Origin of the sequence: Pseudomonas sp. PHC1, assembly GCF_046487845.1 — a bacterium.
GTDB classification, from domain to species: domain Bacteria; phylum Pseudomonadota; class Gammaproteobacteria; order Pseudomonadales; family Pseudomonadaceae; genus Aquipseudomonas; species Aquipseudomonas sputi.
In genome coordinates this window covers 322,881-344,505 of the sequence record NZ_JBJXHJ010000001.1, presented here as the reverse complement: position 1 = coordinate 344,505, position 21,625 = coordinate 322,881, and the positions used below count along the sequence as shown (strand labels likewise).

Here is a 21,625-nt window from a genome sequence, read left to right as displayed (position 1 = left end):
CTCACAAGGCTAGATCCTCAGGTGTGAATGTCATCTTGAATGAACGATACGGAGCGAAATCGCTCGGCTTCATTCCCTGCATTTCCGTCAAACGTCCAATATTCTTGACCGCTGCCACTGCCGACGCATCGAACGGACCGTCGCCACTGGACTTGGCCACGCTGACCGAGGTCACCGTACCGTCCGGCAACATGCCGATCTGCAGCACAACCGTCATGCCTTTGCGTGCCGAAGGTGGACGAGCCCAGCCTTCCGCTGCCCGCGCACGAATCAGGTCATCGAAACTGCCCGCGACTTCATCGCCCTGCTCATCGGCCAAGTCCTGCTGACGCTGCGGCGTGTCGGAAAGCAAATCTGCCAGGGCCTGAGCCTTTTTGTCTTCGGCGGATTTACGTGCCGCTTCCTGCGCTTTCTTCTTCGCAGCATCGGCAGCAGCTTTCTTCTTCGCGTCTTCGGCGACTTTCTTCTTCGCCTCTTCAGCTTCAGCTTTCTTCTTGGCGTCTTCGGCGGCTTTCTTTTTCGCGTCTTCGACGATCTTCTTCTTGGCTTCTTCAGCGGCCGCTTTCTTGGCCTCTTCTTCAGCAGCCTTCTTGGCTTCTTCTTCGGCTTTCTTCTTGGCTATATCAGCCAATTGTTTCTCTTCTGCCTTCTTGGCTTCGGCGGCTTTCTTGGCGTCGGCGGCTTTCTTGGCTTCATCAGCCTTCTTCGCCTCGTCCGCTTTCTTCGCCTCATCGGCCTTCTTGGCTTCCTCGGCCTTTTGAGCCGCTTCTTCTTTCTTTTGTTCCGCAGCCTTCACCGCTTCCTGCTCGACCTTTTTCTGCTCCATCTGCTCGACTTCGGTCTGGCGCGCGGCGGATTTCTTCGCCTCACCCGCAATCTTCTGATTGGTCTGGGTGGTTGCCTGACTTTTCGATTTCAGCTGGTACAGGGTCGCCTGGACAATCGGCTTGGCCGGCGGCAGCTCCGGGGTCAGGGCGAAACTGACGAACAGCATGCCGAACACCAGCACGTGCAAGCCAATCGCCCAGACACTGGGCCAGAAGTAGCTTTCCGAGGCGGACGGCTCTCGCTGTTGCTGCATCAGGGCGCCTCGGTGATCAAGCCAACGTTACCGACCCCGGCTTTCTGCAACCCGCCCATGGCGCCCATGACGGAGCCATAATCGACGGACTTGTCGCCACGGATGAAGACCTGGGTACGCTTGCCGCCTTCAGTGCCGGCGCGAATGATCTTGGTCACCGCATCGGTCATCTGTGGCAGGGTCATGGCGCGGTCCTGCTGCTTCTCGGTGTCGACTTCGCTGCCGAGGTTCCAGTAGTAGGTCTTGTCCGACTTGATCGAAATGGTCAGCACCTGGGTGTTGTTGTCCTGCGGCAAGGCTTCGCTGGAAACCTTGGGCAGATCCACTTTCACGCCCTGATTGAGCATCGGCGCAGTCACCATGAAGATGACCAGCAGCACCAGCATCACGTCGATGTAAGGCACTACGTTCATCTCGGCGACCGGCTTGCGCTTGTGTCGGGCTCGAGTGATTAAAGCCATCGGTAAATACCTGCTTATTCTTCGCTGGTGTGCACTTTGCGGTGCAGGATCGCCTGGAACTCATCGGCGAAGGTGTAGTAGCGGCTCAGCAAGGTTTCGCTGCGGGCAGAGAAACGGTTGTAAGCGATAACGGCCGGAATCGCAGCGAACAGACCGATCGCGGTGGCGATCAGGGCTTCGGCGATGCCGGGTGCGACGGTGGCCAGAGTGGCCTGTTGGGCGCTGGCCAGACCACGGAAGGAGTTCATGATCCCCCATACGGTACCGAACAGACCGATGTACGGGCTGACCGAACCTACGGTGGCGAGGAACGGCAGGCTCTGCTCAAGCTTTTCTTCTTCGCGGGAGATGGCCACGCGCATGGCACGGGCCACACCTTCCATCACCGCTTCAGGATCGACACCTGGCTGCTGACGCAGACGGGAGAACTCCTTGAAGCCGGCACGGAAGATCTGCTCGACACCCGAATCCGGATCCGGGTTGCTGCCGGCCTGACGGTAGAGTTTGGACAGGTCGATACCCGACCAGAAGCGCTCTTCGAAACTCTCCAGAGCGCGTCGACCGGCGCGCAGCAGGTTGCTGCGCTGAAAGATCATGATCCATGAGGTCACCGATGCGGCCACCAGGGTCAACATTACCAACTGCACCACGATGCTGGCATTGCTGACCAGGCTCCACATGGAGGAATGGTCGACGACGTTAGCTTCCACGCTTTATCTCCTGCTTTGAGTGTGTACCCGTGCCGACCGCGTCGGCAAAGGCCGCACGCAGGTCTTCGGGAAGGGCCCGGGGTTTCAAACTGTTAGTGCGCACACAGGCCACCAGAAACTGCCCTTCGCAGAGCAGCACATTATCCGTTGCCCGCCTGACCTGCTGTCGAAAGCGCAGGCTGGCACGGTTCAATTCGATTACATCAGCGCTTACCAGAAGTTCGTCGTCCAGTCGCGCCGGCGCGTGATAACGCGCTTCGCTGGAATGCACGACGAACAACAGGTCCTCCCCGGCCAGCGCCGACTGGGCAAAGCCCAGCTCCCGGAGCCGCTCGGTTCGAGCCCGTTCCATAAACTTGAGGTAATTAACGTAATACACGATGCCGCCCGCATCGGTGTCCTCGTAATAAACGCGACAACGATGTGCGAACGGCTCAAGCCCGTTTTGCGCGCGCATACTCTAGTGCTTACTCCTCGGGTTGCCAATCCAGCCAGGCAACTGTTTTTCATTGTTAAAAGGCTTTACCGCAAAAGTACCGTCCTGTGACAGTACAAACGCTGAATAAATCGACAATAAATGTGTATCAATCGTCCACGGCATCGAGAAACTCGTCTGCCACGGGCATCTCGCCCATTCGTGTCGGAATGTTTAAACCAAAATGCAGGTACGCGTGGCGGGTGACCACCCTGCCCCGTGGTGTCCGCATGATGTAGCCCTGCTGAATCAGGTAAGGCTCGAGCACGTCTTCAATGGTGTGACGCTCTTCGCTGATCGCCGCCGCCAGACTGTCGATACCCACCGGGCCGCCGTCGAATTTCTCGATCATGGTCAACAGCAGACGCCGGTCCTGATGATCGAAACCGTGCTCGTCAACATCCAGCAGGTTCAGCGCCAGATCTGCGACGGGTTTGGTGATGTGGCCCTTGGCCCGGACTTCGGCGAAATCCCGCACCCGACGCAACAGACGGTTGGCGATTCGCGGCGTACCACGGGCGCGGCGGGCAATCTCGAAAGACCCTTCCGGATCCAGCGGCAGGCCAAGAATGTTCGCCGAACGGCTGACAATCGTTGCCAGGTCAGCGGTGCTGTAAAACTCGAGACGCTGGACGATACCGAAACGGTCGCGCAACGGGTTGGTCAGCATACCGGCACGCGTGGTCGCGCCGACCAGCGTGAACGGCGGCAGATCGAGCTTGATCGAACGCGCCGCCGGTCCTTCACCGATCATGATGTCGAGCTGGAAATCCTCCATGGCCGGGTACAGCACTTCTTCGACGATCGGCGACAGACGATGGATTTCATCGATGAACAGCACGTCGTGCGGCTCAAGATTGGTCAACAGTGCCGCCAGATCCCCCGGCCGTTCCAGCACCGGGCCGGAAGTGCTCTTGATCGACACGCCCATTTCCTGGGCGATGATGTTGGCCAGCGTGGTTTTACCCAGCCCCGGCGGACCGAAGATCAGGGTGTGGTCGAGGGATTCGCCACGGCCACGGGCGGCCTGGATAAACAGTTCCATCTGCTCGCGAACGGTCGGCTGGCCGATGTATTCGGCCAGGCTGACGGGACGTATCGCCCGATCCTGGACTTCTTCGCGCTCACGCGGACTGTGCGTGGCGGCGATCAGACGATCAGCTTCAATCACTTAAATCATTCCCTTCAGGGCACGTCGAATCATGTCTTCGCTGCTCAGGCCTTTCTCTTTGATCGCGGAAATCGCCTTGCTCGCTTCCTGTGGCTTGTAGCCCAGGGAAATCAGTGCGCTGACCGCATCGTTCTCGGCGGTGTTGACCGGCGCCGGGCCGTCGGGCTGGTTCGGCACCAGGGCGAACATGGCCGGCGAGGTTTCCCAGGCCTTGAAGCGGTCCTTCAACTCGACCAGCAGACGCTCGGCGGTTTTCTTGCCCACGCCCGGCACCTTGGTCAGCGCCGAGGTGTCCTGGGATTGCACGCAGCGGATCAGCTCATCGACTTCCAGACTCGACATCAAGGCCAGGGCCAGTTTCGGCCCCACACCATTGAGACGGATCAACTCACGAAAAAAGTCTCGCTCACGCTTGCCGGCAAAACCATAGAGTAACTGCGCGTCTTCGCGTACGACCAAATGGGTGTGCAAGGTCAGCGGTTCACCGACCGACGGCAGACGATAAAGGGTGGTCATGGGCACTTCCAGCTCATACCCGAGGCCGTTTACATCCAGAATCAGGTGCGGCGGCTGTTTCTCAGCCAGAGTGCCGCGCAAGCGTCCAATCACGTTTCAGATCCTTGAGCGTTGGCCAGCCGTGGGCTGGCGACCGACAGAGCATGGATTCACGGCCGACAACCCAGGCACGAAATCCACATTCCGTAAAAATGACTGCTGATGCTATCAGAGACGCAGGCGCCCGCCACGACTGCGTGCGGTTCCCAGGCCATGCGGTAACAGACTGGAGCGCGTGTGGGCGTGACAAATGGCGATGGCCAGGGCATCCGATGCGTCGATTTGCGGTTTGCTGGTCAGCTTGAGCATGTGCATGACCATCATCTGCACCTGCTCTTTATTGGCGGCACCGGTGCCGACCACGGCCTGTTTGACCTGAGTGGCGGTGTACTCGGCAATCTCCAGGCACTCTTCAGCCCCCGCCACAATCGCAGCCCCGCGGGCCTGCCCCAGTTTCAGCGCAGAATCGGCGTTTTTCGCCATGAACACCTTTTCGATGCCCATGGTCACCGGGCCGTAGGTCTGGATGATTTCGCGCACGCCGCGATAGACGATCTGCAACCGCTCATGCAGCTCGCCGGCACCGGTGCGGATACAACCCGAGGCGACGTAGATGCAGCCGCCGCGTCCGGTATCGCGAACAATGCCGTAACCGGTAATGCGCGATCCAGGGTCGATACCAAGAATTAAAGTCATAAGCCTGCTGGTTCGAAAAAACACAAAAACAAATGTGGGAGCTGGCTTGCCAGCGATGACGGAGTGTCAGGCACTATCATTAGCTGATGTGCCGACGCCATCGCTGGCAAGCCAGCTCCCACATTGAAGCCTAGTCGCTCTTAACCGAGCTGAGCGGCCACGTCTTCCGGAATGTCTGCGTTGGAGTAGACGTTCTGCACGTCGTCCAGGTCTTCCAGCATGTCGATCAGCTTGAGCACCTTCTCGGCGCCCTCCAGGTCCAGTTCGGCACTGGTGGTCGGCTGCATGACGATTTCCGCGTCATCTCCCTTGAAGCCTGCGGCTTCCAGGGCATTGCGCACTGCGTAAAAACCGGTGAACGAGGTGAACACATCGATCGAGCCGTCTTCGTGGCTGACCACGTCGTCGGCATCGGCTTCCAGCGCCGCTTCTGTCAGTGCGTCCTCGTCGACGCCCGGGGCAAAGCTGATCTGCCCCTTGCGTTCGAACAGATACGCCACCGAACCGTCGGTACCGAGGTTGCCGCCACACTTGCTGAACGCGTGGCGCACGGCGGCTGCGGTACGGTTGCGGTTGTCGGTCATGCATTCGACCATCACCGCCACGCCGCCCGGACCGTAACCTTCGTAAGTCAGCTCTTCAACGTTGTCGGCTTCGGTCGCGCCGGCGCCACGGGCCACGGCACGGTCGATGATGTCGCGACTCATGTTGGCGCCCAGCGCCTTGTCCAGTGCCAGACGCAGACGCGGGTTGGAGCCCGGATCACCGCCGCCCTGACGGGCCGCCACGGTCAGCTCGCGGATCCACTTGGTGAAAATCTTGCCTCTCTTGGCATCCTGGCGTTCTTTGCGGTGCTTGATGTTCGCCCACTTGGAATGACCTGCCATAACTCGCTCCGAATTCTCTTGAACAATGCCCGCCATGCAGGTGCATCGGCCAGCAAAAAATCTTGTTTTCAATCACTGCAGAAAGAAAAAAGGCGCATCCGAAGATGCGCCTTCAGGCCCGTCTTACTCAGCCTTTGGCGTTTCGCGCAAACGAATGTGCAATTCGCGCAAGGCCTTGGCATCCACGACACCCGGCGCCTGCGTCATCACGTCGGCAGCACTCTGGGTTTTCGGGAAGGCGATCACTTCACGGATCGACTGGGCGCCGGTCATCAGCATCACCAGACGGTCCAGACCGAAGGCCAGACCACCGTGCGGCGGCGCGCCGTATTTCAGGGCGTCGAGCAGGAAGCCGAACTTCTCTTCCTGTTCCGCTTCGTTGATGCCCAGCAGACGGAATACCGCCTGTTGCATCTCTTTGCGGTGGATACGGATCGAACCGCCACCCAGCTCGGTGCCGTTGAGCACCATGTCGTAGGCACGGGACAGAGCGCCAGCCGGGTTGGCTTCCAGCTCTTCCGGCGAGCACTTCGGCGCAGTGAACGGGTGATGCAGCGCCGAGAAGCTGCCGTCGTCGTTCTCTTCGAACATCGGGAAGTCGACGACCCACATCGGCGCCCATTCGCAGGTCAGCAGCTTCAGGTCGTGACCGAGCTTGATACGCAGTGCGCCCAAGGCTTCGCTGACGATCTTGGCCTTGTCGGCGCCGAAGAACACGATGTCGCCATCGACTGCGCCAACGCGATCGAGGATCACGTTGAGGTTGGCTTCCGGAATGTTTTTCACGATCGGCGATTGCAGACCGTCAACACCGGCCGCACGCTCGTTGACCTTGATGTACGCCAGGCCCTTGGCACCGTAGATGCCGACGAACTTGGTGTAGTCGTCGATCTGCTTGCGCGGCATGCTCGCCCCGCCCGGAACGCGCAGCGCAGCGATGCGGCATTTCGGGTCGTTGGCAGGGCCGCTGAACACTTTGAAATCAACTTCTTTCAATTGATCGGCGACATCGACCAGTTCCAGCGGGTTACGCAGGTCTGGCTTGTCGGAACCATAACGGCGCATGGCTTCTTCGAACGTCATGTGCGGGAACTCGCCGAATTCCAGACCCAGCACTTCCTTGAACAGGTTGCGGATCATGCCTTCGGTCAGGCCCATGATGTCTTTTTCGTCGAGGAAGCTGGTCTCGATGTCGATCTGAGTGAACTCAGGCTGACGGTCGGCACGCAGGTCTTCGTCGCGGAAGCACTTGGCGATCTGGTAGTAACGGTCGAAGCCGGCGACCATCAGCAGTTGCTTGAACAGCTGTGGCGACTGCGGCAGGGCGAAGAACGAACCGGCGTGGGTACGGCTCGGCACGAGGTAGTCGCGCGCGCCTTCCGGCGTGGCACGGGTCAGGATCGGCGTTTCGACGTCGAGGAAGCCGTTCTCGTCCAGGTAGCGACGGATGCTGGTGGTCATGCGCGAACGCAGACGCAGCTTCTCGGCCATTTCCGGACGACGCAGGTCGAGGAAGCGATAACGCAGACGGGTTTCTTCGCCGACGTCGGAGAACTCGTTCAGCGGAAACGGCGGGGTTTCCGACTCGTTCAGCACTTCCAGCTCGTAGCCCAGCACTTCGATCATGCCCGACGCCATGTTGGCGTTGGTGGCACCGGCCGGACGCAGACGCACCTTGCCGGTGATCTTCACGACGTATTCGCTGCGCACGCGATCGGCAGCGGCGAAACTCTCGGCGCGATCCGGATCGAACACTACCTGGGCAAGACCGTCACGATCACGGATATCGAGGAAAATCACCCCGCCGTGGTCGCGACGACGGTGAACCCATCCGCAAAGGGTAATTTCCTGGCCTTCCAGGCTTTCGTTGAGTTGGCCGCAATAATGGCTGCGCATCATGGTAGTGGTTCGCTTCTCGTAATTCGAAATTCGGTGGAGATCCCGCTGCACTCAAGCAGTGCAACCCGTGGAAACTCACGCGTGTCGTTCGACCTGGGTTTGAACCCTAGTCAGATTTGTCGCCACCGGCCAGATTCTTCTTCGCGCCGGTCTTGAAATCGGTTTCGTACCAGCCGCTGCCGCTGAGGCGAAAGCCCGGCATCGACAGCTGCTTCTTGAGTTCCGGTGCCTGACAGGCAGGGCAATCGACCAGTGGAGCGTCGCTGATCTTTTGAATGGCTTCCAACTGATGACCACAGGAAGCACATTGGTAATCGTACATCGGCATGGAGTTGTCTCGGCAATCAGATTGCCAGCACGCGCAGGGCCGTGCGGCGAAAGGGCGGGATTATATCCATTAAATGCGGCCTGTGCAGCCGGAAGACTGCACAGGCCGTTTCGTCAGTGACATCCCGCGTCGCGCATCCCCGGAGAATCCCGCAGGCCATGCACCACACACACAACCCGCACCAGACCGCTGAAGTTTTTCACCCCGCCATGACGCAGGTGCACTTCACGATCGACACGGGACAACAGCGTGCCGACCGAACAACAATTGTCCTCGGCCATCCGGCCCAGAATGTTCCAGTAAACCTGCTCCAGCCGCATGCAGGTCGCGAATCCGTTCAAACGCACCGAACGGGACAACGGCCGGATCAATGCCATATCGAACCCGCCCAGCAAGGGCTCCGTGACTTTCTCTCTTTGCGAGCCGCCTGCGATTTCTCTTGGCCTGCCTCCATCTTCCATATCGTTGACACTCCTTTGTCATTTTTGCGCCTGTTATCAAGGCAACATCCTGTGACCTCATTAAAAGCGCAGGCGCAAAGGCAGTTCCAGATGACTTTTTGACCATCCACGTAGGATAAGCCAACGCAACACGGAGGATCATGGAGTGATGGATCGTTTTCCCTGTTTCCTACAGGAGAGAACGACATTTCCAGAAAAAGAACAGCGCACGAACGAAGGGGGTCGTGCGCGTCCCGACATCAGGCCTCGAGCAGCGCGCGCAACATCCACGCGGTTTTCTCGTGAACCTGCATACGCTGGGTCAGCAAGTCAGCGGTCGGCTCGTCGCTGACTTTATCCAGAAGAGGGAAAATCCCCCGCGCCGTGCGCGTGACTGCCTCCTGACCCTCGACCAATTGTTTGATCATGTCCTCGGCACTCGGCACGCCCTCTTCCTCTTTAATAGAAGACAGACGCGCGTAGGTTGCGTATGCGCCCGGCGCCGGAAACCCCAGCGCCCGGATGCGTTCGGCGATCGAGTCCACCGCCAGGGCCAGTTCGTTGTATTGCTCCTCGAACATCAGATGCAGGGTCCGGAACATCGGCCCGGTGACGTTCCAGTGGAAGTTGTGGGTCTTCAGATACAGCACGTAGGTGTCCGACAGCAGACGCGAGAGCCCTTCAACGATGGATTTGCGGTCTTCTTCACTGATACCGATATCGATTGCCATGCTTACCCCCTAACGGCGATTGAAATTCATCCAGCAGGTGCCGGTTCACTGTAGCAAGGCCACCCCCGCCCCGCAGCCCCCGCATGACCCCGATAGACGCGACAAATCGTCCGACGCCTGCCGCTGGCCGGCGTAATTTGAGTACCCGCAGGCTTTGCTGTTAAATAGGCAGTGTGTCGCTACGCCCCGTTTTCCGGGCCTGCGCATAGGCTGATGCCGGGTACGTGTCCAACGCCTCTTTTTGTTCCGAAGCGAACCGTGCGCCTTCAGCTCTTCCTTGTGAGCCGTCATAACGTGAGTCAATAAAAATGTTGAAAATCGTCCACCTGCTAATGGGCGCAGCAGCCTTGCTGCTGTCCTTCATACCTAGCCTGAAGTCCGAAGCGGTACCTTACCTGCAACAACCCGATGCACTTTACCTGGCCTTTTTCGGCCTGCTGAACCTGATCCTTGCGCCAGTCATCCCTTACTGGAACAAAGGTCCGCGCCAGCATCTGCAAAACCTGGTCAGCGCCCTGCTGGTCCTGACCGTTGTCCTGCAAACCCTGACCCTGATCGCGCCGATGCCTGTCATCGCCGGCCAGCCAGCCGTGCTGTTCAGCCTGGTGATCGCACTGGTCGCCGTGGTGCTGCACCTGGCCGTCAGCTTCTACAAATCCTCACCGGCCGCCGCCGCGCAAAGCTACGACATGAGCAACCGCGATACCGGCACCGTCAAGTGGTTCAACACTTCCAAGGGCTTCGGTTTTATCTCCCGGGATTCCGGCGATGATATTTTCGTGCACTTTCGCGCCATCCGTGGCGAAGGTCACCGCGTTCTGGTCGAAGGCCAGCGCGTGGAGTTCTCGGTGATGAACCGTGACAAGGGCCTGCAGGCCGAAGACGTGATCGCCGCCCTGCCGCGTCGCTGATTCACGCCTCCTGGCACTAAAAAACCGCGAACAGCCTGGCTGTTCGCGGTTTTTTTTTATTCACGGGAACATGCCCACCCACCTCTCAATAGTGTGGCGGCGGCGCATCCTCTTCAAAGGATCCGATCTGGCCCACCATCTCTTCCTGGCGCTTGAGCACAGCCGCCATCTGCAACTGCAGACGCTCGACCACTCGCTGCTGCTCCACCAGCACATCGTTCAATGCCTGAATGGTGTCGTCCTGAAACGCCAGGCGGCTTTCCAGCTCGGTAACACGTTGTTCGAGGCTCATGACTCAGCTCTCCAGAAAGGTGAAATCTTCGTCCAGTACCAGACGCAGGCGCTCGCGGATCGCGACCACTTGCTCGGCACTGTAAGGCTTGGCGGGGTGCCTGCCCCATACCGGTGCCGGCCAGGCGGCATCGTCCCGCTTACGCACAATCACATGCATATGCAGCTGACTGACTACATTCCCCAAGGTCGCGACATTCATCTTGTCGGCGTCGAAGGAATCCTTGAGCACCTCGGCCAGGGCCGTGGTTTCCTGCCACAACCGCTGCTGGTCGGCGACATCCAACTGAAATAACTCGCTGATATCGTCCCGACGTGGCACCAGGATGAACCACGGGTAGTTGGCGTCGTTGGACAACAGCAGTCGGCACAGCGGGAAATCGCCGATGGTCAGCGTGTCCTGTTGAAGTAGTGGGTCTAAAGCAAACACTGCGCGCACTCCCGGCGAAATGACCTGTTTTCAGCTTAGCGCCCCGCAGTGAAAGCAGCGCGCCAGGCGACTGGACGGCAGCATACCTGCGATTGCGGCGTCCTTCACGGCGAATGCGCCACGGCAAGGATCTGCGACGCCCTGCAATAGGACATTTACGGCACGAGCGCACCAGTACGGAACCCGAACCGTCTTCGAACGGGGTGAAACGAACGGTTCAGGACGCAGGGTTCACGCAGCATCGACGGCTCGACTAGATGGATTCGGTAAAGCCATTGAAATTTTTTGCACCAAAACCGCACAGCACGTCTACGCTCAGTGGGTCGGGCATCCGCCGAATACTCACCAACGGGGTGAACCGGTAACGTTTTTGGTTGTCGCGCTGCGACTTTCAGGGAGCAACACCATGCGAAGGATGGCGTCAAGCCTGTTCGAAACGCCCTCGAGCCCCCCGGTTTTATGAGGTTTTTACAGCATCAGACGAGCACCTTGAAAAAAACCGGAACAATTCAGCGGTTTGTGCACGCTTGTTGCATTCATACCCATATGGACTATAAGCGCACCACAAGAAGTGGATGCCTTGAGCCCCATAAAAACAGTGGCAGGGCTGCCCGATGGAGATTCAAGCGTTTTGCCAAGGGACTCTTTTTTACCGATGCTCAAGCGCTGTAAAACAGCGCTGAAGTTGTCAGTCCCATTGCATTTGGACTGTAAATTTGCGACATCTACCAAGCCGATTGCGACACGCTCGTAAAGAAGCCGAAAGGTTGGATGCGCAAGTATCGCCAACATGGTCGGCGTGATATAAGTTTGCGCCGACACAAAAAGAAAGAGCCGCCCAGATAATAAAACAGGTGGGACGGCAGTACTCTTCTAAAACCAAAGGAGCAAATCACGATGCGCGTGATGAAGTGGAGCATGATCGCACTGGCAGTTGCAGCAGCAGCCAGTACTCAGATGGCTACGGCCGAACCGTTCGTAAGTGACCAGGCTGAAGCCAAAGGCTTTGTTGAAGACGCGAAAGCTGATTTGCTGATTCGCAACTATTACTTCAACCGTGACAACAAAGACGGTGCCCGTGACGTAAAAGACTGGACCCAAGGTATCTGGGGCAACTTCAGGTCCGGTTACACCCAAGGTACTGTTGGCGTCGGCGTTGATGCATTCGGTTACCTGGCCATCAAACTGGACGGTGGTGCTGGCACCAGCGGCTCCGGCAACATGAGCCGCAGCAACGAATTCAATGCAAACGGCTCCCGCGACCCTGACGACAGCCAAGGCAAAGCCGGCGCTGCCATCAAGTTCCGCGTATCGAAAACCGAGCTGAAAGTCGGTGACATGCAGCCTAGCACCGCTCCGGTGTTCGCTGTCGGCGGCTCCCGTATCCTTCCGCAAACGGCCAGCGGTTTCCAACTGCAGAGCAGTGAGATCAAAGACCTTGACCTCGAAGCCGGTCACTTCTACTCGGCAACCAGCCAGGACCGCAACTCCCGTGAAGGCGGTCTGTACGCGAACTACGCTGGCGTTGAAGCCAACACCATCGACTACTTCGGTGGCAAGTACGGCATCACCGACAACCTGAGCGCATCGCTCTACGGTGCCAAACTGGAAGACATCTGGAACCAGTACTACGCCAACGTGAACCTCACCACTCCATTTGGTGGTGACACTTCGCTGAACACCGACTTCAACATCTATCGCACCACCGACACCGGTAGCGCGAAAGCCGGTGACATCAGCAACACCGCGTTCTCCCTGGCCACCGCTCTCTCGTTCCTGAAAGCGCACACCATCACTCTGGCCTTCCAGAAGGTCAACGGTGACACCCCGTTCGACTACATCGGCGTGGGCAAGAACAACCGTGGCGGCGACTCGATCTTCCTCGCCAACTCCATCCAGTACTCTGACTTCAACGCCCCTGGCGAGAAGTCGGCCCAGATCCGTTACGATCTGAAAATGGCCGAGTACGGCGTACCAGGTCTGAGCTTCATGACCCGTTACGTGAAAGGTTGGGACATCGACGGCACCCACACTCCAGCAGGCAGCGCCTACGCTGGTCTGTATGGCGAAGATGGCAAACACAACGAAACCAACTTGGAAGCCAAATACGTAGTTCAGTCTGGCCCGGCCAAAGACCTGTCCTTCCGTATTCGTCAGGCCTGGCACTTTGCTAACGCTGACCAAGGCGAAGGCGACATCAAAGAGTTCCGTCTGATCGTCGACTACCCACTGTCGATCTTGTAATCGCCAACATTTAGTTTGCGGTAACAACAAAAAGGCCCATCTTCGGATGGGCCTTTTTTGTTGCTTTGCTTTTGCGTTAATTGCCTGACCGATAAGTCAGGCAATTAATTATCAACCTATCATTACACCACCGACTCCTGAACCACACGAATCACTCGCTGCGGAAACGGAATATCAATGCCGGCAGTCTTTAAACGATCACGCGACTGCTCGTTAAACATGAACATCACATCCCAGTAATCCGCCGTTTTCACCCAGACCCGCAGGGAAACAGTGATCGAACTGTCACCCAGCGTCGAAATAACAGCTTGAGGCGCCGGATCCTGCAGAACGCGCTCATCCTTGGCCAGATCCAGCAGCACCTGACGGGCCTTTTGCAGATCGGCTGCGTAATCCACACCTACGTCGAACACAACCTTGCGGGTCGGCTGACGGTTGGTGTTGGTGATGATGCCGTTCGACAGGTTGCCGTTCGGTACGATGATGGTCTTGTTGTCGCCGGTGCGCAGCACAGTGTGGAAGATCTGGATGCTGTCGACGGTACCCGCCACACCCTGGGCTTCGATCCAGTCACCGATGCGGAACGGACGGAACAGCAGAATCAACACGCCGCCGGCGAAGTTCGCCAGGCTGCCCTGCAATGCCAGACCGATGGCCAGGCCGGCCGCACCGATCGCCGCGACGAACGAGGTGGTTTCGACGCCGATCATCGACGCCACGCTGACGATCAGCAGCACTTTGAGAATGATATTGGCCAGGCTGCTGATGAAACCTTGCAGCGCCAGGTCGGCATTGCGCAGGGCCAGCAGGCCGCCGAGCTTTTGCGTGACCTTGTTGATCAGCCACCAGCCGATGGCCAGGGTAATAACCGCCAGCAGCACACGACTGCCGTATTCCATGATCATCGGAATCCACGCCTGGGACGCCTTGACCAGGTTGTCCACCTCAGCATTCAAATCCATCTTTTATCTCCTGATTGCCGGCTTCCCGGGCTGTAAAAAACCAGCGGCAGAAAGACCGAGCCGAACAGGGCTCAATCGTTTCTGCCGTTGCTTGGGCCTCGGACGCTGTAAACGCCGAGAGGTTCCCGACCGAAAAAGCTTAGTCGCGGAAGTTGTTGAACTGCAGTGGCATGCCGAATTCCTTGGCACGCAGGGCCGCGATGGCTTCCTGCAGGTCGTCGCGCTTCTTGCCGGTCACACGCACCTGCTCGCCCTGAATGGCAGCCTGCACCTTGAGCTTGGCTTCCTTGATGTGGCCGACGATTTTCTTCGCCAGCTCCTTATCAATGCCTTCCTTGAGGACAGCGTCCTGCTTCATCAGCTTGCCCGAGGCGAAGGAGTCTTTGACTTCGAGGCACTGCACGTCGATCTTGCGCTTGACCAGGGCCAGCTTGAGGATCTCGATCATCGCTTCCAGCTGGAAATCAGCTTCAGCGGTCAGGTGGACGGTCAGGTCCTTTTCCTTGTATTCGAAGCTGCCCTTGCCTTTCAGGTCATAACGACGATCGAGTTCCTTCACGGCGTTCTCGACCGCGTTGGTGAGTTCGTGTTTGTCCAGTTCGGATACCACGTCGAACGACGGCATGTAATCTCTCCAATAAAAAGGCGCGCTCGTACGGGACGCGGCGCGCTTGGCTTGCGGTTAAAATCGGGCTCATTATAACGGGTCTTTTCCTACCGACACGGCGAGCCTTGCATGCCTGTACCTTACCGAGTGAAAAACTGATGTCCACCCCCTGGCATGTCCTCGGCGCCGGAAGTCTCGGCACGCTCTGGGCCACGCGCCTGGCCCGGGCCGGTTTGCCGGTCCGGCTGATTCTGCGCGACATCGACCGCCTGCACGACTATGCAACGGCCGGCGGCCTGACCCTCGTCGAACAAGGCGTGGCCAGCCGTTACGCCATCCCCGGGGAAACCCCGGACAGTTCCGGGCCGATCCGCCGCCTGCTGGTGGCCTGCAAGGCCTACGACGCCGAAGCTGCGGTGGCCGGGCTTGCCCATCGCCTGGCACCGGACGCCGAATTGATTCTTTTGCAGAACGGCCTCGGCAGCCAGGAAGCGGTCGCCGCGCAAGTCCCACAGGCCCGCTGCATCAGCGCCTCCAGCACCGAAGGCGCGTTCCGCGATGGCGACTGGCGCGTCGTGTTCGCCGGCCATGGTTACACCTGGCTGGGGGATGCCGGTCATCCGGTGGCGCCGGTCTGGCTCGACGATCTCGAGGCGGCCAAAATCCCACACGAATGGAGCGCCGACATCCTCACTCGCCTGTGGCGCAAACTCGCGCTCAACTGTGCGATCAATCCGCTGACGGTGCTGCACGACTGCCGCAACGGTGGCTTGCAGCAACATCACTGCGAAGTCGCCACCCTTTGCAGCGAATTGACCGAACTGCTCGAACGCTGCGGGCAACCGGCAGCAGCGGATAACCTGCAACAGGAAGTCGAACGGGTGATCCAGGCCACGGCAGCGAATTTCTCGTCCATGTATCAGGACGTGGCCAGTCAACGCCGCACCGAGATCAGCTATTTGCTCGGCCATGCCTGCAAGGTTGCGCAGCGTCATCAGTTGAACCTGCCGCATCTCAAGCAATTGCAGCAGCGCCTGACCGCTCATCTGCACAGTCTCGGATTGCCCGTCGACTGAGCAGCGGCTACGCTGGCCACTTGTTCCTTTGCTGCGATAAACCTGATGCCATTGCGCCAGCGTCTTGAAAACCTGCCGGTCGGCCAGAAACTGCTGGCCGCCCTGCTGGTGCTGTTGACCACTGTGTTGCTGGTCGCCAACCTGACTTTTATCAGCGCTGCCTACTACATATCCCAGGAAAGCATGGCGCCCCAGGCATTGCAGACCATCGGCCGGCTGGTGTCCAACCCGAGCCTGGTGGCCGACGCCTTGCAGTCGCCACAAAGCGCCGAGCGCCTGCTCAAGGAACTCGACAGCTATTCCCCGCTGCGCGCCGCCGCTTTATATGACGGCAAAGGCGAACGTCTGGCGCAATTGCAGCACGGCGACAAACTCAACTTGCCGGAACGCTACCGGCACATCGAAGCCTGGCAACTGACCGAGTTTCGCAGCAACCAGTTGATCACCCTGCCCCGCCCCGGTACTGCCCCGGGACACCTGCTGTTGGTGGCCAGCAGCGAACTGCCGATGGCGTTCTACACCGGTACACTCACGGCCAGTCTGGGGATTCTGATTTTCAGTGTGCTGCTGTGGCTGGTCATCGCCCGGCAGATCAAACGCCTGATTACCCGGCCGATCCATCAACTGGAAGAACTTTCCCGCCAGGTGACTCGAGAAGAGAACTACGCGCTGCGCGCCTCCCGGGGTAACCACGACGAAATCGGCAGTCTCGCCGAGGCGTTCAACACCATGCTGTCGCGCATCGAGGCCCGAGAGCAGCAGCTCAAACGCGCCCGCGACGATTCCCAGGCGGCCTACGATCAGGCCCAGGGTCTGGCCGAAGAAACCCGCCACACCAACCGCAAGCTGGAGCTGGAAGTCCAGGTGCGCAGCAAGATCGAGAAAAAACTCACCGGGTTCCAGAACTACCTCAACAGCATCATCGACTCCATGCCTTCGGCGCTGATCGCCCTCGACGAACAGCTCTACGTCACACAATGGAACCAGGAGGCCAGCGCGCTATCCGGTACACGACTGGACGAAGCGCTGAACCAGCCGATTTTCCTCGCTTTCGAGCCGCTCAAGCCGTTCCTGCCGCAACTCAAGCAGACCGTCGAACAACACACGGTGGCGAAAATCGAACGGGTGACGTGGTTCAAGGACGACGAGCCCAAGCACTACGCCCTGACCTTCTATCCGTTGATGGGCGGCGCCGGGCGCGGCGTGGTGATCCGGATCGACGACATCACCCAGCGCCTGTCGCTGGAAGAAATGATGGTGCAGTCGGAAAAAATGCTGTCGGTCGGTGGACTCGCCGCCGGCATGGCCCACGAGATCAACAACCCGCTGGGGGCAATCCTGCACAACGTGCAGAACATTCGCCGACGTCTGTCGCCAGACCTGCCGAAGAACCTTGAGCAGGCCGAGCAACTGGGCATCGAACTCGACACCGTGAACCGCTACCTGCAAAGCCGGGAAGTTCCGCAACTGCTCGACGGCATCCAGCAGGCCGGTGCCCGCGCGGCAAAAATCGTCACGCACATGCTCAGCTTCAGTCGTCGCAGCAACCGCCAGATGGCGCCGTGCGACCTGCCGGCGCTGATCGATCAAGCCGTGGAGATCGCCGGCAACGACTTCGACCTGGCCATCGGTTTCGACTTCAAGGGTCAGGCAATCATCCGCCAGTTCGACCCGGCACTGGGCCCGGTGCCCGGCACTGCCAACGAGCTGGAACAGGTGCTGCTGAACCTGCTGAAAAACGCTGCGCAGGCGATCCACCAGCGCGAAGACGACAGCGAGCCAGGGCGAATCACCCTGCGCACCCGGCTCAATCCGCCCTGGGCCGAGATTCAGGTCGAGGACAACGGCATCGGCATGAGCGAGAACGTGCGCAAGCGTACCTTCGAGCCGTTCTTCACCACCAAGGAAATCGGCCAGGGCACGGGCCTCGGGCTGTCGGTGTCGTACTTCATCATTACCAACAACCACAAAGGGCAGATGGAAGTGCAGTCGGCGCCGGGGCAAGGCACCTGTTTCACCCTGCGCCTGCCGCTGGCGCAACCGGCGCCCATCGCCGCCGAAACCAATCAACTACCGAGGTAAACCATGGGCTTTCGCTTGTCGAAGATCTACACCCGCACCGGCGACAAGGGCGAAACCGGACTCGGCGACGGCCGCCGGGTGCCCAAGGATCACCCGCGCATCGAAGCCATTGGCGAGGTCGATACGCTCAACAGTCAGGTCGGCGTGCTGCTGGCCGGGTTGATCGCCGAGCGCGAAACCTGCCCCGGACTGAACGAACTGATCGACGTGTTGGCGCCCTGCCAGCACCGGTTATTCGACCTTGGCGGTGAACTGGCGATGCCGGAGTATCAGGCATTGAACACAGCAGAAATCGAACGGCTGGAAGCCGCCATCGATGTCTGGAACGAGGAATTGGGGCCGCTGGAGAATTTCATTTTGCCGGGCGGTACGATGCTGATTGCCCAGGCCCATGTCTGCCGCAGCCTGGCGCGCAGTGCCGAACGGCGTTGTCAGCATTTGAATGCGATCGAACCGTTGGGCGGGGTTGGCCTGGCGTATATCAATCGCTTGTCGGATCTGTTGTTTGTCGCGGCCAGATTGATTGCGCGGCGCCAGGGTGTTGCAGAAATCCTGTGGCAACCGGCGGCGAAACCTTCAGATCAGTAACGACTGTCAGGACGTCTTCGTCGGAACGCCGCCCGGAGCAAGCCCGCTCCCACAGTTGATTGCATTCCAACGGGAAGAACTCGATCAACTGTGGGAGCGGGCTTGCTGACGAAGGGGCCATCAGCGTCACTGAAGCGTCAGGCCTCAGGCCTCAGGCCAGAACGCCCGAATCCCCGCCACACCCTGAGCCCCGGCGCTCCACGCTTGTTCGCGTTCCGCCGGGCCGACTCCACCCAGCAGAAACACCGGTTTGCTGAAGCCTTCGATCAACGTCGACGCCTGTTCCCAGCCCAGCGGCTGTGCATCGGGGTGAGTCAGGGTCGGCTGTACCGGCGACAGGGTGACGAAATCCACGCCCATCTGCTCGGCCAGCGCCAGTTCTTCAGCGTTATGGCAGGAAGCCGCCAGCCAGCGCTCCGCCGGTAGCGGGCGCCCCGCGGCGGCGTATTTGCGCAACTGTGCCGAGGTGATGTGCCAGCCGGCCGCCGGAAAATCGCCCAGCCACTCGAACGGGCCCTTGATCATCAACTGCGCCTTGCCGGCGCACAGGCCGACTGCGTCTACCGCAAGGTCGCGATACTTCGGGTCATAACCATTGGGCGCACGCAGCTGGATCAGCTTGATGCCACCGGCAATTGCCTTCTGGATGCCGCGCAGCAACGCCGGGGTTTCCAGGTCTTCCGGGGTGATCAGGTATTCGGCGGGCAAGCGCGCCGCCGCCACGATAGGCTGGTTGGCCGCCGGGAATTGATAGTCGCCCAACTCGCGCGCCGTCACCCACGCCAAGGGCTGGCCTTCGGCGCCATGGGGCTCACCAGTGAAGCTTGAAACCTCCCAGACATCCAGCAACACCTGCTTGTCCGGGTAATCATGGCGCACCTTGATCAGCGGCCGCGCGGCACCGACGACAATGCCCAACTCTTCGTGCAGCTCGCGGGCCAGCGCGGTTTGCACCGACTCATCGGCCTCGACCTTGCCACCGGGAAATTCCCACAGACCACCCTGATGCTGGGTATCGGCACGCCGGGCGATCAGAATCTTGCCACTGCCGTCACGAATGACGGCGGCGGCGACGTGTACACGTTTCACGACTGCAATTCCTCCAGTCCAGCCTTTTGCCAGGCCTTGAAGGCTGGCCATTGGTAGACGGTTTCAACATAGGCTTGATCTTCGGCCGGCAGCTTCACCTGATAGGTGCGCAGGCGCACGGCAATCGGCGCGAAGAACGCATCGGCCAGCGACACCCGACCGAACAGGTAAGGCCCTGGCTCGGTCGCGGCAGCGCGGCATTCGGCCCACAGCGCGAGCATGCGTTCGATGTCGACCTTCACCTCCGGCGGCACCGGATTGAGCGGCGCATCGTGGCTCAGGTTGAACGGCATGTGATTGCGCATGGCGAAGAAGCCGCTGTGCATCTGCGCGCAGGCGGATCGCGCCTGGGCACGGGCGAAGATATCGGTCGGCCAGAGCTGCTCGGAAGGAAACTGTTCGGCCAGGTATTCGGCAATTGCCAAAGAGTCGGCAATGGTGCCGCGGGTGGTTTTCAGCAACGGCACCTTGGCGGTCGGTGAATGCGCCAGCAGCCGCTCGCGGGTGTCGGGCTTGCCGAGTCTGACCAGTTCTTCGGTGTAAGGCGCACCGGTCAGTTCAAGCGCCAGTGCCGCACGCAGGGACCAGGAGGAAAGCAGTTTGTCGCCAATGATCAGGTGAAGGCTCATGTTCGGGTCCTTTCATGGGACAGCAGAAAAGGAGGTCCGCAGACCTCCCTCTTCGGCAGGGATCAGGTGCGATATTCAGCGTTGATCTTCACGTACTCGTGGGACAGGTCGGTGGTCCAGATGGTTTCGCTGCAATCGCCGCGACCCAGTTCGATACGGATGGTGATCTCTTCCTGCTGCATCACTGCCGAGCCCTGGGCTTCGGTGTAGGTCGCGGCGCGGGCGCCACGGCTGGCAATGCACACGTCGCCAAGGAATACGTCGATCTTGCTTACGTCAAGGTCCGGCACGCCGGCACGGCCGACGGCGGCGAGGATGCGGCCCCAGTTGGGGTCGGAGGCGAACAGTGCAGTCTTGATCAGCGGCGAGTGAGCCACGGTGTAGCCGACGTCCAGGCATTCCTGGTGATTGCCGCCGCCGTTGACTTCAACGGTCACGAACTTGGTCGCGCCTTCGCCGTCACGCACGATGGCCTGGGCCACGTCCATGCACACCTCGAACACGGCCTGTTTCAGTTTGGCGAACAGCTCGCCTTCGGCACGGGTGATTTCCGGCAGCGCCGCCTTGCCAGTGGCGATCAGCATGCAGCAGTCGTTGGTCGAGGTGTCGCCGTCGATGGTGATGCGGTTGAACGACTTGTTGGCGCCGTCCAGCATCAGGTTGTGCAGCACGTCACGGGAGACTTTGGCGTCGGTGGCGATGTAGCCAAGCATGGTCGCCATGTTCGGGCGGATCATCCCCGCGCCCTTGCTGATGCCGGTGACGGTGATGGTCACGCCGTCATGCTGGAACTGGCGGCTGGCGCCCTTTGGCAAGGTGTCGGTGGTCATGATGCCGGAGGCGGCGGCTTCCCAGTTGTTTTCCGACAGATCGTCCAGCGCGGCCTGCAGGGCGCCTTCAATCTTCTCGACCGGCAGCGGTTCGCCGATCACACCGGTGGAATACGGCAGGATCTGGCTGGCATCCACGCCGGTCAGCTCGGCCAGTTTGGCGGTGGTGCGCTCGGCGGCGGCCAGGCCTGGCTCGCCGGTACCGGCGTTGGCATTACCGGTATTGGTCAGCAGATAGCGCACCGGGTTCTGCACGCGCTTCTTTGCCAGGATCACCGGCGCTGCGCAGAAAGCGTTCAACGTGAACACGCCCGCCACCGTGGAACCTTCGGCGCAACGCATCACGACGACATCCTTGCGCCCCGGGCGCTTGATGCCGGCCGAAGCGATACCGAGTTCAAAACCGGCAACCGGGTGCAACGTTGGCAAAGGACCAAGACCAACAGCCATGA

25 protein-coding genes are annotated in these 21,625 nt (G+C 59.8%); 5 read left to right on the top strand and 20 right to left on the bottom strand.

Annotated elements, in window-relative coordinates:
• Position 1 precedes the first annotated feature (1 nt).
• The 12 genes from tolA to ACKJSM_RS01455 all read right to left on the bottom strand — a co-directional run bounded on the left by tolA (position 2) and on the right by ACKJSM_RS01455 (position 9,434).
• Complete coding sequence (tolA, locus tag ACKJSM_RS01510; protein WP_410236475.1) at positions 2-1,081, bottom strand: cell envelope integrity protein TolA; 1,080 nt, start codon at positions 1,079-1,081, stop codon at positions 2-4.
• The gene (gene tolR, locus ACKJSM_RS01505) at positions 1,081-1,533 is read right to left on the bottom strand and encodes a protein TolR (protein WP_162130475.1); all 453 of its coding nucleotides are present in this window, start codon (positions 1,531-1,533) and stop codon (positions 1,081-1,083) included. Before tolR ends, tolA begins: the two co-directional genes overlap by 1 nt.
• A 23-nt stretch (positions 1,534-1,556) precedes the next feature.
• Positions 1,557-2,252 (bottom strand): protein TolQ, encoded by a 696-nt coding sequence (tolQ, locus tag ACKJSM_RS01500; RefSeq protein ID WP_007912733.1) that lies wholly within the window; start codon positions 2,250-2,252, stop codon positions 1,557-1,559.
• Entirely contained in the window at positions 2,242-2,709 is a 468-nt protein-coding gene (gene ybgC, locus ACKJSM_RS01495) for a tol-pal system-associated acyl-CoA thioesterase (protein ID WP_007951203.1), read from the bottom strand. The genes tolQ and ybgC overlap by 11 nt, the downstream gene beginning before the upstream one ends.
• Before the next feature lie 127 nt (positions 2,710-2,836).
• On the bottom strand, positions 2,837-3,898 hold the full coding sequence (ruvB, locus tag ACKJSM_RS01490; RefSeq protein WP_410236474.1) for a Holliday junction branch migration DNA helicase RuvB: 1,062 nt from the start codon (positions 3,896-3,898) through the stop codon (positions 2,837-2,839).
• Positions 3,899-4,507, bottom strand: a complete 609-nt coding sequence (gene ruvA, locus ACKJSM_RS01485) for a Holliday junction branch migration protein RuvA (protein ID WP_007951205.1) — start codon at positions 4,505-4,507, stop codon at positions 3,899-3,901.
• A gap of 114 nt (positions 4,508-4,621) precedes the next feature.
• Complete coding sequence (gene ruvC, locus ACKJSM_RS01480; RefSeq protein ID WP_007962095.1) at positions 4,622-5,149, bottom strand: crossover junction endodeoxyribonuclease RuvC; 528 nt, start codon at positions 5,147-5,149, stop codon at positions 4,622-4,624.
• A 140-nt stretch (positions 5,150-5,289) separates the two neighbouring features.
• Complete coding sequence (locus ACKJSM_RS01475; RefSeq protein WP_085745204.1) at positions 5,290-6,036, bottom strand: YebC/PmpR family DNA-binding transcriptional regulator; 747 nt, start codon at positions 6,034-6,036, stop codon at positions 5,290-5,292.
• Positions 6,037-6,159: 123 nt separating this feature from the next.
• Positions 6,160-7,935 carry an aspartate--tRNA ligase gene (gene aspS / locus ACKJSM_RS01470; RefSeq protein WP_064599001.1) on the bottom strand — a complete coding sequence of 592 codons (1,776 nt, stop codon included), beginning with the start codon at positions 7,933-7,935 and terminating at the stop codon, positions 6,160-6,162.
• Positions 7,936-8,041: 106 nt separating this feature from the next.
• Complete coding sequence (locus ACKJSM_RS01465) at positions 8,042-8,263, bottom strand: FmdB family zinc ribbon protein (protein ID WP_007951210.1); 222 nt, start codon at positions 8,261-8,263, stop codon at positions 8,042-8,044.
• 113 nt (positions 8,264-8,376) lie between these two features.
• Positions 8,377-8,724 (bottom strand): ribbon-helix-helix domain-containing protein, encoded by a 348-nt coding sequence (locus tag ACKJSM_RS01460; protein WP_236177785.1) that lies wholly within the window; start codon positions 8,722-8,724, stop codon positions 8,377-8,379.
• Positions 8,725-8,963: 239 nt separating this feature from the next.
• The gene (locus ACKJSM_RS01455; RefSeq protein WP_007951212.1) at positions 8,964-9,434 is read right to left on the bottom strand and encodes a Dps family protein; all 471 of its coding nucleotides are present in this window, start codon (positions 9,432-9,434) and stop codon (positions 8,964-8,966) included.
• Between the two features lie 308 nt (positions 9,435-9,742).
• Here ACKJSM_RS01455 and ACKJSM_RS01450 point away from each other — a divergent pair, with 308 nt between their 5' ends.
• The gene (locus tag ACKJSM_RS01450; RefSeq protein WP_007951213.1) at positions 9,743-10,345 is read left to right on the top strand and encodes a cold-shock protein; all 603 of its coding nucleotides are present in this window, start codon (positions 9,743-9,745) and stop codon (positions 10,343-10,345) included.
• An 85-nt stretch (positions 10,346-10,430) separates the two neighbouring features.
• On the opposite strand, the gene ACKJSM_RS01445 is transcribed toward ACKJSM_RS01450, so the two are convergent.
• The 3 genes from ACKJSM_RS01445 to ACKJSM_RS01435 form a co-directional block, all read right to left on the bottom strand.
• Positions 10,431-10,637, bottom strand: a complete 207-nt coding sequence (locus ACKJSM_RS01445) for a SlyX family protein (protein WP_039766003.1) — start codon at positions 10,635-10,637, stop codon at positions 10,431-10,433.
• A 3-nt stretch (positions 10,638-10,640) separates the two neighbouring features.
• Positions 10,641-11,066: an HIT family protein gene (locus tag ACKJSM_RS01440; RefSeq protein ID WP_410236473.1), complete on the bottom strand. Its 426-nt coding sequence runs from the start codon at positions 11,064-11,066 to the stop codon at positions 10,641-10,643.
• Between the two features lie 468 nt (positions 11,067-11,534).
• Positions 11,535-11,888, bottom strand: coding sequence for a hypothetical protein (locus tag ACKJSM_RS01435; RefSeq protein ID WP_236182650.1), 354 nt, complete (start codon positions 11,886-11,888; stop codon positions 11,535-11,537).
• Positions 11,889-11,963: 75 nt separating this feature from the next.
• Here ACKJSM_RS01435 and ACKJSM_RS01430 point away from each other — a divergent pair, with 75 nt between their 5' ends.
• A complete protein-coding gene (locus tag ACKJSM_RS01430; protein ID WP_410236472.1) occupies positions 11,964-13,310 on the top strand; it encodes an OprD family porin in 1,347 nt (448 codons plus the stop codon).
• Between the two features lie 122 nt (positions 13,311-13,432).
• Here ACKJSM_RS01430 and ACKJSM_RS01425 read toward each other — a convergent pair whose 3' ends face one another.
• Together ACKJSM_RS01425 and ACKJSM_RS01420 are read right to left on the bottom strand one after the other, a co-directional pair.
• Entirely contained in the window at positions 13,433-14,272 is an 840-nt protein-coding gene (locus tag ACKJSM_RS01425) for a mechanosensitive ion channel family protein (RefSeq protein WP_236182648.1), read from the bottom strand.
• 139 nt (positions 14,273-14,411) lie between these two features.
• Positions 14,412-14,897: a YajQ family cyclic di-GMP-binding protein gene (locus tag ACKJSM_RS01420; protein WP_011335651.1), complete on the bottom strand. Its 486-nt coding sequence runs from the start codon at positions 14,895-14,897 to the stop codon at positions 14,412-14,414.
• Positions 14,898-15,037: 140 nt separating this feature from the next.
• Between ACKJSM_RS01420 and ACKJSM_RS01415 the strand changes: the two genes are divergently transcribed.
• From ACKJSM_RS01415 to ACKJSM_RS01405, 3 genes are read left to right on the top strand one after another with little or no spacing between them, the layout of a single operon-like run.
• Positions 15,038-15,955: a putative 2-dehydropantoate 2-reductase gene (locus tag ACKJSM_RS01415; RefSeq protein WP_410236471.1), complete on the top strand. Its 918-nt coding sequence runs from the start codon at positions 15,038-15,040 to the stop codon at positions 15,953-15,955.
• Between the two features lie 45 nt (positions 15,956-16,000).
• Positions 16,001-18,037, top strand: a complete 2,037-nt coding sequence (locus ACKJSM_RS01410; protein WP_236182646.1) for a HAMP domain-containing sensor histidine kinase — start codon at positions 16,001-16,003, stop codon at positions 18,035-18,037.
• 3 nt (positions 18,038-18,040) lie between these two features.
• A complete protein-coding gene (locus ACKJSM_RS01405) occupies positions 18,041-18,625 on the top strand; it encodes a cob(I)yrinic acid a,c-diamide adenosyltransferase (RefSeq protein WP_410236470.1) in 585 nt (194 codons plus the stop codon).
• Between the two features lie 144 nt (positions 18,626-18,769).
• Here the strand turns inward: ACKJSM_RS01405 and ACKJSM_RS01400 are convergent, their stop codons facing one another.
• The 3 genes from ACKJSM_RS01400 to argJ form a co-directional block, all read right to left on the bottom strand.
• Positions 18,770-19,714 carry a Nudix family hydrolase gene (locus ACKJSM_RS01400; RefSeq protein WP_410236469.1) on the bottom strand — a complete coding sequence of 315 codons (945 nt, stop codon included), beginning with the start codon at positions 19,712-19,714 and terminating at the stop codon, positions 18,770-18,772.
• Positions 19,711-20,343 carry a glutathione S-transferase family protein gene (locus ACKJSM_RS01395; RefSeq protein ID WP_236182643.1) on the bottom strand — a complete coding sequence of 211 codons (633 nt, stop codon included), beginning with the start codon at positions 20,341-20,343 and terminating at the stop codon, positions 19,711-19,713. The genes ACKJSM_RS01400 and ACKJSM_RS01395 overlap by 4 nt, the downstream gene beginning before the upstream one ends.
• Before the next feature lie 62 nt (positions 20,344-20,405).
• Positions 20,406-21,623, bottom strand: coding sequence for a bifunctional glutamate N-acetyltransferase/amino-acid acetyltransferase ArgJ (gene argJ, locus ACKJSM_RS01390; RefSeq protein WP_410236468.1), 1,218 nt, complete (start codon positions 21,621-21,623; stop codon positions 20,406-20,408).
• Positions 21,624-21,625: the final 2 nt, after the last annotated feature.

Excerpts from the sequence above, each read along its gene's own strand:
- tolA (WP_410236475.1), bottom strand. The coding sequence starts at position 1,081 with ATGCAGCAACAGCGAGAGCCGTCCGCCTCGGAAAGCTACTTCTGGCCC.
- ybgC (WP_007951203.1), bottom strand. The coding sequence starts at position 2,709 with ATGCGCGCGCAAAACGGGCTTGAGCCGTTCGCACATCGTTGTCGCGTT.
- ruvC (WP_007962095.1), bottom strand. The coding sequence starts at position 5,149 with ATGACTTTAATTCTTGGTATCGACCCTGGATCGCGCATTACCGGTTAC.
- ACKJSM_RS01475 (WP_085745204.1), bottom strand. The coding sequence starts at position 6,036 with ATGGCAGGTCATTCCAAGTGGGCGAACATCAAGCACCGCAAAGAACGC.
- aspS (WP_064599001.1), bottom strand. The coding sequence starts at position 7,935 with ATGATGCGCAGCCATTATTGCGGCCAACTCAACGAAAGCCTGGAAGGC.
- ACKJSM_RS01465 (WP_007951210.1), bottom strand. The coding sequence starts at position 8,263 with ATGCCGATGTACGATTACCAATGTGCTTCCTGTGGTCATCAGTTGGAA.
- ACKJSM_RS01460 (WP_236177785.1), bottom strand. The coding sequence starts at position 8,724 with ATGGAAGATGGAGGCAGGCCAAGAGAAATCGCAGGCGGCTCGCAAAGA.
- ACKJSM_RS01455 (WP_007951212.1), bottom strand. The coding sequence starts at position 9,434 with ATGGCAATCGATATCGGTATCAGTGAAGAAGACCGCAAATCCATCGTT.
- ACKJSM_RS01450 (WP_007951213.1), top strand. The coding sequence starts at position 9,743 with ATGTTGAAAATCGTCCACCTGCTAATGGGCGCAGCAGCCTTGCTGCTG.
- ACKJSM_RS01445 (WP_039766003.1), bottom strand. The coding sequence starts at position 10,637 with ATGAGCCTCGAACAACGTGTTACCGAGCTGGAAAGCCGCCTGGCGTTT.
- ACKJSM_RS01430 (WP_410236472.1), top strand. The coding sequence starts at position 11,964 with ATGCGCGTGATGAAGTGGAGCATGATCGCACTGGCAGTTGCAGCAGCA.
- ACKJSM_RS01425 (WP_236182648.1), bottom strand. The coding sequence starts at position 14,272 with ATGGATTTGAATGCTGAGGTGGACAACCTGGTCAAGGCGTCCCAGGCG.
- ACKJSM_RS01420 (WP_011335651.1), bottom strand. The coding sequence starts at position 14,897 with ATGCCGTCGTTCGACGTGGTATCCGAACTGGACAAACACGAACTCACC.
- ACKJSM_RS01415 (WP_410236471.1), top strand. The coding sequence starts at position 15,038 with ATGTCCACCCCCTGGCATGTCCTCGGCGCCGGAAGTCTCGGCACGCTC.
- ACKJSM_RS01410 (WP_236182646.1), top strand. The coding sequence starts at position 16,001 with ATGCCATTGCGCCAGCGTCTTGAAAACCTGCCGGTCGGCCAGAAACTG.
- ACKJSM_RS01405 (WP_410236470.1), top strand. The coding sequence starts at position 18,041 with ATGGGCTTTCGCTTGTCGAAGATCTACACCCGCACCGGCGACAAGGGC.
- ACKJSM_RS01395 (WP_236182643.1), bottom strand. The coding sequence starts at position 20,343 with ATGAGCCTTCACCTGATCATTGGCGACAAACTGCTTTCCTCCTGGTCC.
- argJ (WP_410236468.1), bottom strand. The coding sequence starts at position 21,623 with ATGGCTGTTGGTCTTGGTCCTTTGCCAACGTTGCACCCGGTTGCCGGT.